This window comes from Sinomonas sp. P47F7 (assembly GCF_049332655.1).
Lineage (GTDB): Bacteria > Actinomycetota > Actinomycetes > Actinomycetales > Micrococcaceae > Sinomonas.
Window position 1 is genome coordinate 2,733,557 of the sequence record NZ_CP186327.1, and the last position, 13,460, is coordinate 2,747,016.

Genomic DNA, 13,460 nt, shown 5'->3' on the forward strand with positions numbered 1-13,460 from the left:
GCGCAGCTTGCCTCGCCAGTCTATCGCGCCGCCCGCGCGCGGCCGATCGCGGCGCCCGGCGCGAAGAGCACCCTCGTCTTCCAGTCCCACAGCATCATGTACGCGACAAACGCGAGGCTCAGCACGATCGCGACGGCCCGCACGACCACGATCGGGATCCACTCGAAGACGTCGAGCTGGTCGGTCAGAGCAATCACCGTGAAGAACAGCGTCGCAACGTAGTAGACGCGCAGATGACGCCCCTCGGAGAGGCCCACGAGAGCGAAGAATGCCATGAGCCACGTGACGTACCACGGCTGGATCATGGCCGCCGTCGCGACAACGGCCGTGAACGCGAACGCCATCCGCAGCATGATCCGCTCGCTGCTCCCCTTGATCACGAACCACGCCGCGACGACGATCCCGACGACCCGGCCGACCGCCTTGACGACCTCCGCGACGACGTCGCCCGGCCCGTTGAAGAGTTGGACGAGCGCCCCCGCGGCCGCCGCAAGCAGACCGAAGGGCGCGTACCAAATCCAGACCGTGCCCGACGTCGTCATGGCCGGGAGCCAGCCGAACCAGAATCCGGTGACCGCACCCGCCAGCGTGAGGAGTCCGCCGGAGATCGCCGCGGTCGCAGCCCAGCAGGCAATCTTCCGGCCCCACCCGGCGCGCTTTCCCGCCCAGATGAGCCCGATGAACGGGAGGGCGATGAGGGTGATGGGCTTGATCCCGATCGAGAGGGTCACGAGGACGACGGCGGCAATCGGTCGCCCCCGCACGGCGGCGAGGAGCCCCACGAGGAGAAGGCCCAGCATGAGCGCGTCGTTGTGGATGCTCGCGATGAAGTTGATGACGAACAGCGGATTCACGACCGTGAGCCACAGGGTCCGCGAGGGGTCGAGCTTGTAGTGCCGCGCGAGCCCGATCACGGCGACGGCGCACAGCGCGATTCCCGCCGCGGCCGCGAGGCGGAACAGGACGATGGCGGCTTCGAGGTTTCCGCCCGTGAGCCATACGACGCCCTGCTCGATCCACAGGAACAGCGGCCCGTACGGCGTCGGCGCCTCGGTCCACAGCGAGTCGGGACCAAGGTTGTGGTAGTTGTTCAGCGCCGAGATTCCATTGACGTACGGGTCGAGGCCAGCAAGCATGAGCCGGCCCTGCCCGATGTAGGCGTACACGTCGCGGCTGAAGAGGGGGAACGTGACGAGCAGCGGCCCGCACCAGAGGGCGGCGATGCGGCACAGCACGGCGGGGTCGACGGCGCTCCACTCCCCCACCCGCTGGCCGAGCCGAAGCCACGCGCGCACGAGGAGGAGCCCTCCGAAGACCACGAGCACGGTGCAGATGACTACGAGGACGGGGTTGTCCCGCAGCACGATGAAGAACGGGACGCGGATGAGCGACGAGCCGCTCGCCATCCAGCCCACGCCGAGCCCGCCCACGGCCATGCACAGCGACGCGACGGCACCCTGCCACACGGCAACGCGGCCGCCGCCGTGCAGATCGGCGATCGTCCGGGCGTCGCTGAAGACGCTCAGGCGGCTGCCAGCCCGGGGCTGAGGCATCGGAGTCCCTACTGTCGCGAAGTTCGCCAGGCAGCGGCAGCGCGCTGAACCCTTGGCGTGACGTCCAATCGATGCTATCAGCCGGGGGTGAACGGACCCTCGCCCGATGCCCGCTGATAGACTGGCCGGCGGTCGCGCATGCCTTTCGCGGCCCGTGAGACGCCGAGGAGACCGCCATTTCCATCGAGACCCCCCGCCCCGCGGACCACACCAACAAGGCCAGGCGGAGCGAGGTGACGCGGTGGCTCCTGACGCCGCGCGGCCTCCTCACGGGCTTCCTCGTGGTCCACCTCGGCTACCTCGCGTTCATGTCGGTCTTCGTGTTCCAGGGCCAGGCGTTCAGCGACACGAACATCTACCGGGACTGGGCCGCCGCCGGCTTCCCGCAGGATCTCCAGCCATCTCCGTGGGTGTACCCGATCGCCGGCCTCCTGCCGATCTGGATCTCAGGCCTCGCAGGCCCCGGGCCCTTCCTCCTGCTGTGGGTCCTCCTGACGTCCGTGCTCAACGGCGTGGCGATCGGCATCCTGAGCGGCTGGGGCAAGAAGCCCAGCGGTGTCCGCGCCGCATGGTGGTGGCTCGCGTTCATCGCCATCATGGGCACGCTCGGCTTCGCGCGAGTCGACGGCGTCACGGCCCCGATCGTCCTCATGGGGCTGAGCCTCGGCGTCGCGAGCCCGTTTGCGTCGGCGGCGATCCTCGCGTTCGCGACGTGGATGAAGGTGTGGCCCGCCGCGGCGCTCGTGCCGCTCTTCGCCGTCGTCCGTGACCGCTGGAAGGTGATCGCGGGCGCCGTGGTCGTCACGGCGGCGGTCGCGGCAGTGGCCGCGATGCTCGGGGTGGCCCCCCACCTGCTCGACTTCCTCACGACCCAGGGCTCCCGCGGCATGCAGCTCGAGGCCACGTTCACCACCCCGTGGCTCTGGATGTCCGTGCTCGGGATCGGCGGCGCCCGCATGTACATGAACACCGAGATCAACTCGATGCAGGTCGACGGCCCGGGCAGCACCGTCGCCTCGGCCCTCATGCAGCCGCTCTTCGTGCTGATCGCCCTTGCGGTGGCGCTCGTGATCTTCTGGGCGCTCCACCAGGGCAAGAAGCGCGGCCACGAAGACCGCGCCGAGCTGCTCCTCGCGGGGGCACTCACGATGGTGAGCGCGTTCATCGTCTTCAACAAGGTCGGATCGCCACAGTTCATGGTCTGGCTCGGCCCGGTCGTAGCGCTCGGCCTCGCCCAGGACCGCGCCGCGTGGCGCGTCCCGGCACGCCTGCTCCTCGGGATCGCGGCGGCGACGTTCGTGGTCTACCCGCTGTTCTACGACGCTCTGAGCCACAACAGCCCGATCATGGCGTTCGTGCTCTCGGTGCGGAACGTCCTGCTCGTGGCACTGTTCGTGTGGGCTGCCCTCCGCCTGGTCCGGCTCGGGCGCAAGGGCGCGCCGGCCGTCGATCAGGAGCTGCGGGACGCCAAGTCCTGACGGCGCGCCGGCCGTTCGAACACGATCCGGCGCGTCTTCGGGTCGATCAGCACGAGGTACGCGAGGAACGCGAGGGCCGTGACGCCCGCAAGGAGCTCCGGCGCGATCGGGACGTCCACGAACTTGAAGACGTAGAGCTGGTCCTGCGCCCCGAACACCACGAAGAAGACAACCGTGAGGTACCACAGCCGGATCTCCCAGTTGTCCCGGATTCCGGTCACCGCGAGGAACGGGATGAACCACAGGACGTACCACGGCTGGATGATCGGCCCGAGCACCACGATGAACATGAACGCGAGGCCCAGCCGCCGGACGATCTTGCGGTCGTCGCCCCGGAGAATGAACCATGCGGCGAGGCCCACACCGATCCACTTCACGACTGTTCGGAAGCCCTCGGCGATCGCCCCGCCGTCGAGCCCGACCAGGCTCGTGACGGACGCGACGATGTTGCTCGCGAACCCCGACGGCGTGTAGGCGATGAAACCGGGCGTCGGGTCGACGATCGCATTGACCCAACCGAAGCCGAGCCCGTAGACGAGCGAGCTGACGGCGAAGAGCGCGAGGCTGATGAGGCCGGTCCCCGCCCAGCACAGGAAGCGGCGGAGCCACGAGGCGCCCGGGCCGGCCCACAGGAGCCCAATAAACGGAAGCACGACGGCGGTGATGGGCTTGACGCCGATCGACGCCGTGGCGAGCACAATCCCCGCGAGCCAGTTTCCGCGGGCGGCGTAGTAGACGCCAGCGACGGCGAGACCGATCATGAGCGCTTCGTTGTGTGCGCTCGCAATGCAGCTGATCAGAAACAGCGGGTTCGCGACGAAGAGCCACACGGCTCGGGCGCCGTCGACGCCGTGGAGCCGCGCGAGCTTGAAGCCGTAATACGCGCACAGCGCGACGCCGACCAGAGCGAGAACCCGGAACAGGAGCACCGAGGTGTCCGGCTGGCCGCCAGTGAGCTGCACCACCCAGCGCTCGAGCCACAGGAAGTACGGGCCGTAGGGCGTCCGGGTGGTGGCCCACGACGGGTCCGACCCGAGTTCGAGCCAGTTGTTGAGCGTCGAAATGCCGGTCGTGTAGGGGTTCATCCCGGCCGCCATGAGGCGCCCCTGGCCCACGTACGCGTACACGTCCCGCGAGTAGATGGGCACCGTGAACAGGAGCGGCAGCCCCCAGAGAGTGACGGCGAGCGCAACGGGCCGGATGGTCCCCGGCCCCCAATAGCGCAGCCGCTGGCCGAGGCGCAGCCACGAGCGCGTCATGAGCATCGCGCCGAACACGAGTGCCAGGATGCAGCTCGTGACGCCCCACGTCTCAGTGCGCAGGGAGATGAAGAAGGGGTTCCTCGTGAGCGGCGAAACGTCGGCGAGGCGGCCGACCCCGAAGGAGCCGAAGACCATGAGGAGTGAGCCGACGAATCCCTGGGCAATCGCCCAATGCGGCGGCAGGTTGACCCCGATGGGCGGAAGGGCCGTCCACAGCGACTTCAGCCACTCGAGAATCCTCCCGGGAAGCCCAAAGAGCCGAGTGGACATGAATCACCCCTTCGATCAGTGCGGGAGAGCCCCAGTCTAGCATCGGGGTCCGGCCGGAAACCGGCGTGCTGGAAGGCCTCGGGTACATTGGCAGGGTGTCTAACCATGCTGAACGGATTGTCTGGATCGACTGCGAAATGACGGGCCTCGACATCGCCCGGGACGCCCTCATCGAGGTGGCTGTCCTCGTGACCGACGCAGAACTCACCATCTTGGGCGACGGGGTCGACGTCGTCATCCGCCCCTCTGACGAGGCCCTCGAGGGCATGAACGACTTCGTGCGCGAGATGCACACCTCGTCCAAGCTGCTCGATGAGCTGCCGCACGGCGTCACGCTCGAGGCGGCCCAGGCGGAGGTCATGGCGTACATCCGAAAGTGGGTTCCGGAGCCGAACAAGGCCCAGCTCGGCGGCAATTCCGTGGGGACGGACCGGATGTTCCTCGCGCGCGACATGCCCGAGGTGATCGAGCATCTCCACTACCGGATCATCGACGTCTCGACGATCAAGGAGCTCGCCCGGAGGTGGTTTCCGCGCGCCTACTTCCAGGCCCCTGCGAAGACCGGCGGCCATCGCGCGCTCGGCGACATCCGGGACTCGATCGACGAGCTCCGCTACTACCGCGAGGCGGTTTTCGTTCCGGCCCCTGGTCCGGACTCGGCCACGGCACAGGAGATTTCCGCCCGGATTTCCGCTGCAGGAGCCGCCGCCTCGACGCCCAGCACGCATGCTCCCGCGGAGACGCCCGCGGACCTGTGACCTGTGCCGCAGGCCGCGAAAAAGTCCCGGGAATCCCCCAAAAATGGCAAAAGCACCCGTGAACAGCAGGTAGACTAGTCGTCGTTGCCGTTGCAGCATGGAGGGGCAACCCTTCGTACTTCGATGGTTGCGTGGTGGGTATAGCTCAGTCGGCAGAGCGTCTGGTTGTGGTCCAGAAGGTCGCGGGTTCAACCCCCGTTACTCACCCCGAAGTCGGGACTGTCCCGCACGAGAGGCCGCACGGTTCGCCGTGCGGCCTCTCGCGTTGAGGCGCCGACGGATCCGTACGAAGTTGAGGGAACACATGACTGTCCATCCCGTGACCATCTGGGGCGAGCCCGTCCTGCACCGGCGGGCGGCCGAGGTCACCGAGTTCGACGGCACGCTCCGCGAGCTCATCGCCGACATGCACGAGACGAATGACGCCGCGAACGGCGTGGGGCTCGCTGCCCCGCAGATCGGCGTGGGCCTGCGCATCTTCGTGTACAAGTTCGAGAACGACGACGACGTGCCTCCCCGGGGCGTCCTCGTGAACCCGCGCCTCACGCTCTCGAAGGTCCCGGGCACGGCCCCCGACCCCGAGGAGGACGAAGAGGGCTGCCTCTCCTTCCCCGGCGAGAGCTACCCGCTCAAGCGCGCCGATTGGGCCCGCGTCGAGGGCTTTGACGGAGACGGCTCCCGCGTCGACTTCGTCGCGACAGGCTGGTTCGCGCGCGTCATGCAGCACGAGTACGACCACCTCGACGGCAAGCTCTACGTCGACAAGCTGCCCGAGCGCTACGCCCGCAAGGCGAAGAAGGCCGCCAAGCAGCACGGCTGGGGCGTCCCGGGCCTGACCTGGATGCCGGGAGTCGACCCCGACCCGTTCGGACACTGACCAACCCCATCACCACGACGAAGGGCGCCGCACCCAGTGCGGCGCCCTTCGCTGTCAGTTGGGCTCGTTACTGTTCCTTGGTCACCCGGAGGAGATCCTCCTCGGCGATCCGCAGCAGGTCCTCGAGCTGCGAGACCCGCTCGGGGGTCACCTCGCCGGCCTCGAGCTTGGCCTTTGCATGGTCCAGGAGGAGCCGCGCCTGTTTGGCGTTCGCCTTGGCCACGTCGAGTGCGTGTTCGAGGGTGCTCTCGTGCTCAGTCGCTTCCATAGCTTGCATCTTGCTCCGCGAGTCTGGGGTTATCCAGTGACCTCACCGATTGTTGCCAAAAGGTCATCGGCCCCCACAGGAGCCTCGGACGGGGCCTCGGACGGCGCCTCCGACCGAGCCGGGAAGAACGGCGCGTTGACCCCCGCCATCTCCTCGAGCACGCGGACCACCTGGCAGCTGTAGCCGAACTCGTTGTCATACCAGACGTAGAGGACCAGGTTCCGGGCCGTGCTGATCGTCGCGAGACCGTCCACGATGCCTGCGCGGCGCGAGCCGACGAAGTCGGTCGAGACGACCTCCGGCGAGGCGATGTAGTCGATCTGCTTGCGCAGATCCGAGTGGAGCGACATGTCGCGCAGGTAGGCGTTGACCTCGTCCTTCGGGGCCTCGCGCTCGAGGTTGAGGTTGAGGATGGCCATGGAGACGTCCGGGGTGGGGACGCGGATCGCGTTCCCGGTGAGCTTGCCCGCCAGCTCGGGGAGGGCCTTGGCGACGGCTTTCGCGGCGCCGGTCTCGGTCAGGACCATGTTGAGCGCGGCGGAGCGGCCGCGGCGGTCGCCCTTGTGGAAGTTGTCGGTGAGGTTCTGGTCGTTCGTGAACGAATGGACCGTCTCGACGTGCCCGTGGACCACGCCGTACTTGTCGTTGATCGCCTTGAGCACGGGCGTGATGGCGTTGGTCGTGCACGAGGCGGCCGTGACGATGCGGTCCTCGGCGGTGATGTCGCCGTGGTTGATGCCGTGGACGATGTTCGGCAGGCCCCCCTTGCCGGGCGCGGTGAGCAGGACGCGCGAGACGCCCCTGCTCTCGAGGTGCTGCGAGAGGCCCGCTTCGTCGCGCCACCGGCCGGTGTTGTCCACGACGATCGCGTCCCGGATTCCGTACTGGGTGTAGTCGACGGTCGCGGGGCTGTCCGAGTAGATGACCTGGATGAGCGTGCCGTTGGCGAGGATCGTGTTGTTGACCTCGTCCACCGTGATGGTCCCCTCGAACGGGCCGTGGACCGAGTCTCGGCGCAAGAGGCTCGCCCGCTTGACGAGGTCCTTGTCCGAGCCCTTGCGCACCACGATCGCGCGGAGGCGCAGGCCGTGGCCGCCGCCCGCGTGCTCGATGAGGATGCGGGCCACGAGGCGGCCAATCCGGCCGAAGCCGTAGAGCACCACGTCCGTGCTGGGGCGCGGATCCGCCCCGCGCTGGCCTACAAGACCAGAGAGCTCGCCGGCCAGGAAATCCTCGAGCGTGCGGTCTGCCCCCTCCGCGCGGAACTTCTCGTTGAGGCGGGCGAGGTCGATCGACGCGGCACCGAGCTCGAGCGAAACGAGGGCCCGCAGGATGGGGAGGGTCTCCTCGAGGTCGAGCTCCTCGCTGTCGATCTGGCGGGCCCAGCGGTGGGCCTTGAGGAGGCCGACCACGGACTGGTTGATAAGGCTGCGGCCGTGGACCGAGGTCACGACGTTGTTTTCGCGGTAGAGGCGCCCGATCAGCGGAATCATCTCTTCCGCCGCGGCCTCCCGGCCGATCCACGTAGCGAGGGCGGTATCCGTCATGCTCACACAGGTGCCTTTCTCTGCAGTGTCGCGCACGCCGTCGTGCGCTGCCCGCTCGCCGGGTGCTGGCGCACGGCGCGAAAAAAGCCGGTTCTGCGATCGCAGAGCCGGCTCCTGAACATCCACGTTCACCCCCAATTCTACGGGCGGGGGGAGGCCCGGCGGCGGGCGAGGGCTGTGAAGTCACTCACAGACTCTCGGTTCGCGGCCGCTCCGCAAGGACTCAGCGAGTCCCCAAAGGGGATGGGACAACCGATACGCCGGGTTCTGTTCTCCCCCGCCGTTGCCGGCGAGGAAGCGACGGCCATCCATCTCGGGGCGCCGTTGCCGGCACCCTCCAGCGGCCTACCCGGGCACTCGGGCGAGCAGCCCTCAATCGCGCCCTGTCTGGCCTTGCTCCGAGTGGGGTTTACCGAGCCTCCCCGGTCACCCGGGGAGCTGGTGGTCTCTTACACCACCGTTTCACCCTTACCGCCGCGCCGTGCCTCACGGCGCGGTGCGCGGCGGCGGTCTGTTTTCTGTGGCACTGTCCTGCGGGTTGCCCCGAGTGGGCGTTACCCACCACCCTGCTCTGCGGAGCCCGGACGTTCCTCGAGCCACTTGCGTGGCGCGCGGCCGTCTGGCTGTCCCATCCGCCTCCCAGTGTACCGGGGCGGCGGAGCTATCCGGGCGGATAGGATTCCGTGGTGCTCATCCTGCTCCCGCCCTCCGAGGGCAAGACTCCCGCCGGCCGCGGTGCCGCCGTCGACCTCGCCGCCTTGAGCTTCCCGGGCCTTGCGGGGGCGCGCCGCGAGGTCATGGAGTGCCTCGCAGAGGTGAGCGGGCGCCACGACGCGCTCGAAGCGCTCGGCGTGGGTGCCTCCCTCGCGGACGACGTCGAGCGGAACCGGCGGCTCCACACCGAACCGGCGGCGCCCGCGCACCGCGTGTACTCGGGGGTCCTGTACGAGGCGCTCGGCTACGCGTCGCTCACGCCGACGCAGCGACGGAAGGCGGACGAGTGGATCGTCGTCGTCTCGGCGCTGTGGGGCGCGGTCGGCTTCGCGGACACCGTGCCCGCCTACCGGCTCTCGATGTCAACGGCCCTGCCCGGGCTCGGGCGACTCGCCTCGTACTGGAAGCCGCTCCTTCGAGACGCCCTCGCCGAGCGCGCGGCCGAGGGTCTCTTGGTCGATTGCCGCTCGAGCACTTACGCCGCGGCCTATGCGCCGCCCGCCGAGCGCACTGTGACAGTCGAGGTTCTGACCGAGCGGAACGGCAAGCGGACGGTGGTGAGCCACTTCGCGAAGCACCATCGGGGCGAGTTCGTGCGGCACCTGCTCACGCGGAGGGGCAAGGCGCCAGCCACGCCCGCGGCCCTGCTCGCCGCCGCGAGCGAGCGCTGGAACGCCGAGCTGACCGGGGGCACGGCCCGCAGGCCGCATTCGCTCGCGCTCGTCCTCGAGGGCTGAGGCCCGCGGGCCCCGTCAGTTCCAGTCGGGAGAGCGAACCAGAATGCAGCCCGAATCGGGGCAGAACACGATCTCATCCTCGGCGGCGGCACGGATCGTCGCGAGATCGCCGGGGCTCAGCGTCATGCCGGAGCCTTCGGACACACCGTGGAACAGCCGCGCCGCTCCGACGCCGCGCCGCGCGAGCGTCTTCTCGTAAACCTCAACGAGGCCGCCGTCGACGCCCGCCACGTAATCGGCGCGCTCGCGAGAGACCGCGGCGCGCTCCTCCGCGACGGAGCCGAGGCCGGCATCGAGCTCCGACCGGAGCTCCGCATCCCTCGTGAGGGCCGCGGCCTTCACCTCGGCCGCTGCCGACTGCTCCGAGCGGAGCGACTCAAGCCGCTCGAGGATCTCGAGCTCCGTGTCCTCGAGGTCCGACTTGCGGGCCGTGAGGCCCGCAATGTCCTGCTGGAGGGCCTGGAGATCCTTCGAGAGCCCGCCCGCGTAGAGGCGCGCCTCGTCCCGCTCGATCCGGGACGTGAGCTGCTCTACGCTCTGCTCGACCTTCGTGAGTTCGGCCTCGGCGGCCTCGACGGCACGGTTGGCCTCGTGGGCCACGTTGGCGGCCTCCGCGACGGCCGCGTCCGACGGCCCCACGCGGGGGTCCGATTCAAGGGCCTTCCGCCGCACGTCGAGGGAATGCAGCTTTGCGTCGAGGGCCTGAAGGCCCAGCAGCTTGAGCTGTTCAGCGGCGGGGGCCTTCGGCATGGTTCCTCCTGGACGTCGTCGGCGCGCGGGTCGTGGCTGCGACTCTATCCCTCGGTGGGCGTCAGGATGAAGTCCCACGGATCGGTGTTCACCGTCGAGACCCTGACGTCCACCGTGTGCCCCTGGTCGCGGAGCACATTGTCGAGCGCCTGCGCGGCCGCCGGAAGCCACAGCCACTCGCTCGCAAAGTGGCTCACGTCGATGAGGTACGGCCGGCCGTCGGGGCTCGACTCCCGTGCCTCTGACGCCGGATGGTGGCGGAGATCGGCCGTGACGTACACGTCCGCGCCCGCGGTCCGCACGCTCTCGAACAGGCTGTCACCGGCTCCCCCGCACACCGCGACGCGGCGCACGAGGCCGTCTCGGTCGCCCGAGACGCGTACTCCCCCCGCAACCGCCGGGAGGAGGCCGAACAGCGTCTCCGCGAAGTCCGCGAGGCTCGTGACCTCCGAGAGGTCACCGACGCGGCCGACGCCTTCCTCGGGCAGGCCGTTGGCGGCCTTCGTGAGCGGCTCGACGTTCTCGAGCCCTAGCGCGTCGGCGAGGACGTCGGAGACGCCGCCCACGGCGCTGTCGCCGTTCGTGTGGACCGTGAGCAGCGCCGTACCCGACTCGATGAGCCGATGGACGGCGCGGCCCTTGGGCGTGTTCGCCGCGACGGTGTGGACCCCGCGCAGAAGCAGCGGGTGATGCGTCACGAGGAGATCGGCACCCCACTTCGTGGCCTCCTCGATGACCTCGATCACGGGGTCGACCGCGAACAGGATCTTGGTCACCTCTTGGGCCGGGCGGCCCGTGACGAGGCCGACGGCGTCCCATTCCTCGGCGAGCGACTCGGGCCACAGCTCCTCCACGGCGAGAAGCACCTGGGCGAGGGAGGCAGCGGCAGCCGGGGCGGCGCCGTCGTCCGTCGTCGTCGTGGGAGTGCCCTCCGCGGGCTCCGCCGCCTCAGCGGCCTCGCTCGGCTCGTCGGCACGGGGGGATTCGGGCGTGCGGCGTCCCTCAGACACTAGGCGCAATCCTCTCTCGGGAATCTTCCGCTTGTCCCGGACATTGTAGGCAGCATGAAGACCTTCATCCTGGGCGGCGGCTGCTTCTGGTGCCTCGACGCCGTCTACCAGAAGACCAAGGGCGTGAGCTCGGTCGTGTCCGGGTACATCGGCGGCGATCTGCCCAACCCGGACTACTACAGCGTGTGCAGCGGGATGACTGGCCACGCCGAGGTGGTCGCGGTGACGTTCGACGACGACACAATTCCGGCCGAGACCGTGCTCGACATGTTCTTCGCGCTCCACGATCCGACCACGCTCAATCGGCAGGGATATGACGTGGGGACGCAATATCGCTCATCGATGTTCTACGTCGATGACGAGGAGAAGATGCTCTTCGAGGACGCTATCGAGCGGAATCAGGCCCTGTGGGATCGGCCGATTGTCACCGAGGTGACACGCGCGAGCATGTTCTATCCGGCCGAGGAATTCCACCAGAATTACTACGCCAAGAACCCGCACGCTGGGTACTGTCACGTCATCATCAATCCCAAGCTGGCTAAAGCCCGGAAATATTACTCAGCGTGGCTCGACTCCTAGCCCTCATTTCCCGGCATCGCTAGGCTGAGCGCGGCCTGCCATGCCGCTCGGCTCCGCGAGCGGCTCCCCACTTCACACGAAGGAAATCCATGCGCATCTACGACGACGTGACTCAGCTGGTCGGCAACACCCCCCTTGTCCGGCTCAACCGACTCACGGAGGGCCTCGGCGCCGAGGTTGCCGTCAAGCTTGAGTTCTACAACCCGGCCAACAGCGTCAAGGACCGCATCGGCGTCGCCATCATCGACGCCGCGGAGAACTCCGGTGCGCTCAAGCCGGGCGGCACGATCGTCGAGGGCACGTCGGGGAACACCGGCATCGCGCTCGCCCTCGTCGGCGCGGCCCGCGGCTACAAGGTCATCCTCACGATGCCGGAGACCATGTCCACGGAGCGTCGTGTGCTCCTGCGCGCCTACGGCGCCGAGATCGTCCTGACGCCGGGCTCAGAGGGCATGCGCGGCGCTGTCGAGAAGGCCCAGGAGATCGTGGCGAACACGGAGAACTCGATCTGGGCCCAGCAGTTCGCGAACCCGGCCAACCCGGCGATCCACCGTGCGACCACGGGCGAGGAGATCTGGAACGACACCGACGGCAAGGTCGACGTCTTCGTGGGCGGCATCGGCACGGGTGGCACGATCACGGGCGCCGGCCAGCTCCTCAAGGAGCGCAAGCCGAGCGTCAAGGTCGTCGCGGTCGAGCCGAAGGACTCCCCGATCCTCAACGGCGGTGCCCCCGGCCCGCACAAGATCCAGGGCATTGGCGCCAACTTCGTCCCCGAGGTGCTCGACACGACCGTCTACGACGAGGTCCTCGACGCGACCCTCGAAGACTCGGTCGCCACGGCGCGCGCGCTCGCCGCGAAGGAGGGCATCCTCGGCGGCATCTCCGCGGGTGCGGCCGTGTGGGGCGCGCTTGAGCTCGCCAAGCGGCCCGAGAATGAAGGCAAGCTCATCGTCGCGATCGTCCCCGATTTCGGCGAGCGTTACATCTCCACTGTCCTCTTCGACGACATCCGCGGCTAGAAATCGCCCCCGCGGGCGGGCTGCGGTAGAAAGAAGTCTGTGTCACTCATCATTCGCACGTTCGCGCGGCTCCTCGAGGACCTCGAGGCGGCCCGCGCGCACGACCCCGCAGCCCGCGGAAACGTCGAGAACTTCCTGGCCTATTCGGGACTCCACGCCATCTGGATCCACCGGCTCACGCACAAGATGTGGCAGAAGCCCGAGCTGCGCTTCTCCGCGCGGCTCATCTCCCAGGCGGGGCGATTCCTCACCGGGATCGAGATCCATCCCGGAGCGACGATCGGCCGGCGGTTCTTCATTGACCATGGCATGGGCGTGGTGATCGGTGAGACGGCCGAGATCGGCGAGGACGTCATGATCTACCACGGTGTGACGCTCGGCGGCCGCTCGCTCGCCAAGATCAAGCGCCACCCGACGATCGGCAACGGCGTCACGATCGGCGCCGGGGCGAAGGTTCTCGGTCCCATCACGATCGGTGCTGGGAGCGCCGTGGGCGCCAACGCCGTGGTGGTCAAGGACGCTCCCCCGAACTCGATCGTGACCGGCATCCCAGCCACGTGGCGGCACCGCGACGCGGTCAAGGAGACGAAGCCGGCCGTCGATCCGGCGGAGTACTACTACATCTGACCACCCGC

Annotated in this window: 13 protein-coding genes, 1 tRNA gene and 1 other RNA gene; 8 read left to right on the top strand and 7 right to left on the bottom strand. The window is 68.5% G+C overall.

From position 1 onward, the window contains the following. Nucleotides 1-20: 20 nt before the first annotated feature. Complete coding sequence (mptB, locus tag ACOKR1_RS12715) at nucleotides 21-1,553, bottom strand: polyprenol phosphomannose-dependent alpha 1,6 mannosyltransferase MptB (protein WP_422933409.1); 1,533 nt, start codon at nucleotides 1,551-1,553, stop codon at nucleotides 21-23. Between the two features lie 233 nt (nucleotides 1,554-1,786). On the opposite strand from mptB (ACOKR1_RS12715), the gene ACOKR1_RS12720 reads away from it, so the two are divergent. Continuing rightward, nucleotides 1,787-3,031, top strand: a complete 1,245-nt coding sequence (locus ACOKR1_RS12720) for a glycosyltransferase 87 family protein (RefSeq protein WP_422933410.1) — start codon at nucleotides 1,787-1,789, stop codon at nucleotides 3,029-3,031. Here the strand turns inward: ACOKR1_RS12720 and mptB (ACOKR1_RS12725) are convergent. Then, nucleotides 3,004-4,563 (bottom strand): polyprenol phosphomannose-dependent alpha 1,6 mannosyltransferase MptB, encoded by a 1,560-nt coding sequence (gene mptB / locus ACOKR1_RS12725; protein ID WP_422933411.1) that lies wholly within the window; start codon nucleotides 4,561-4,563, stop codon nucleotides 3,004-3,006. The two genes, ACOKR1_RS12720 and mptB (ACOKR1_RS12725), sit on opposite strands and share 28 nt — an antisense overlap. A 95-nt stretch (nucleotides 4,564-4,658) precedes the next feature. Between mptB (ACOKR1_RS12725) and orn the strand changes: the two genes are divergently transcribed. The 3 genes from orn (at nucleotide 4,659) to def (ending at nucleotide 6,198) form a co-directional block, all read left to right on the top strand. Beyond that, a complete protein-coding gene (gene orn / locus ACOKR1_RS12730) occupies nucleotides 4,659-5,321 on the top strand; it encodes an oligoribonuclease (protein ID WP_422933412.1) in 663 nt (220 codons plus the stop codon). A 134-nt stretch (nucleotides 5,322-5,455) separates the two neighbouring features. Then, nucleotides 5,456-5,528: transfer RNA gene (locus ACOKR1_RS12735), tRNA-His, on the top strand. A gap of 97 nt (nucleotides 5,529-5,625) precedes the next feature. Next, nucleotides 5,626-6,198, top strand: coding sequence for a peptide deformylase (gene def / locus ACOKR1_RS12740; RefSeq protein ID WP_422933413.1), 573 nt, complete (start codon nucleotides 5,626-5,628; stop codon nucleotides 6,196-6,198). A gap of 67 nt (nucleotides 6,199-6,265) precedes the next feature. On the opposite strand, the gene ACOKR1_RS12745 is transcribed toward def, so the two are convergent. From ACOKR1_RS12745 to rnpB, 3 genes are all read right to left on the bottom strand, one after another. Next, nucleotides 6,266-6,466, bottom strand: a complete 201-nt coding sequence (locus ACOKR1_RS12745; protein WP_422933414.1) for a hypothetical protein — start codon at nucleotides 6,464-6,466, stop codon at nucleotides 6,266-6,268. 29 nt (nucleotides 6,467-6,495) lie between these two features. After that, nucleotides 6,496-8,013 carry a glyceraldehyde-3-phosphate dehydrogenase gene (locus ACOKR1_RS12750; RefSeq protein ID WP_422933415.1) on the bottom strand — a complete coding sequence of 506 codons (1,518 nt, stop codon included), beginning with the start codon at nucleotides 8,011-8,013 and terminating at the stop codon, nucleotides 6,496-6,498. Nucleotides 8,014-8,253: 240 nt separating this feature from the next. Continuing rightward, nucleotides 8,254-8,644, bottom strand: an RNA gene (gene rnpB / locus ACOKR1_RS12755) — RNase P RNA component class A. Nucleotides 8,645-8,699: 55 nt separating this feature from the next. Between rnpB and ACOKR1_RS12760 the strand changes: the two genes are divergently transcribed. Further along, on the top strand, nucleotides 8,700-9,464 hold the full coding sequence (locus ACOKR1_RS12760; RefSeq protein WP_422933416.1) for a YaaA family protein: 765 nt from the start codon (nucleotides 8,700-8,702) through the stop codon (nucleotides 9,462-9,464). A gap of 15 nt (nucleotides 9,465-9,479) precedes the next feature. Here the strand turns inward: ACOKR1_RS12760 and ACOKR1_RS12765 are convergent, their stop codons facing one another. Then, a complete protein-coding gene (locus ACOKR1_RS12765; RefSeq protein ID WP_422933417.1) occupies nucleotides 9,480-10,214 on the bottom strand; it encodes a zinc ribbon domain-containing protein in 735 nt (244 codons plus the stop codon). Nucleotides 10,215-10,258: 44 nt separating this feature from the next. Further along, entirely contained in the window at nucleotides 10,259-11,224 is a 966-nt protein-coding gene (locus tag ACOKR1_RS12770; protein ID WP_422933418.1) for a Nif3-like dinuclear metal center hexameric protein, read from the bottom strand. 54 nt (nucleotides 11,225-11,278) lie between these two features. Between ACOKR1_RS12770 and msrA the strand changes: the two genes are divergently transcribed. The 3 genes from msrA (at nucleotide 11,279) to epsC (ending at nucleotide 13,452) form a co-directional block, all read left to right on the top strand. Next, on the top strand, nucleotides 11,279-11,803 hold the full coding sequence (gene msrA / locus ACOKR1_RS12775; protein WP_422933419.1) for a peptide-methionine (S)-S-oxide reductase MsrA: 525 nt from the start codon (nucleotides 11,279-11,281) through the stop codon (nucleotides 11,801-11,803). Between the two features lie 89 nt (nucleotides 11,804-11,892). Next, nucleotides 11,893-12,825: a cysteine synthase A gene (gene cysK, locus ACOKR1_RS12780; RefSeq protein ID WP_422933420.1), complete on the top strand. Its 933-nt coding sequence runs from the start codon at nucleotides 11,893-11,895 to the stop codon at nucleotides 12,823-12,825. A gap of 51 nt (nucleotides 12,826-12,876) precedes the next feature. Continuing rightward, a complete protein-coding gene (gene epsC / locus ACOKR1_RS12785) occupies nucleotides 12,877-13,452 on the top strand; it encodes a serine O-acetyltransferase EpsC (RefSeq protein WP_422936636.1) in 576 nt (191 codons plus the stop codon). The last annotated feature ends 8 nt before the right edge of the window (nucleotides 13,453-13,460 follow it).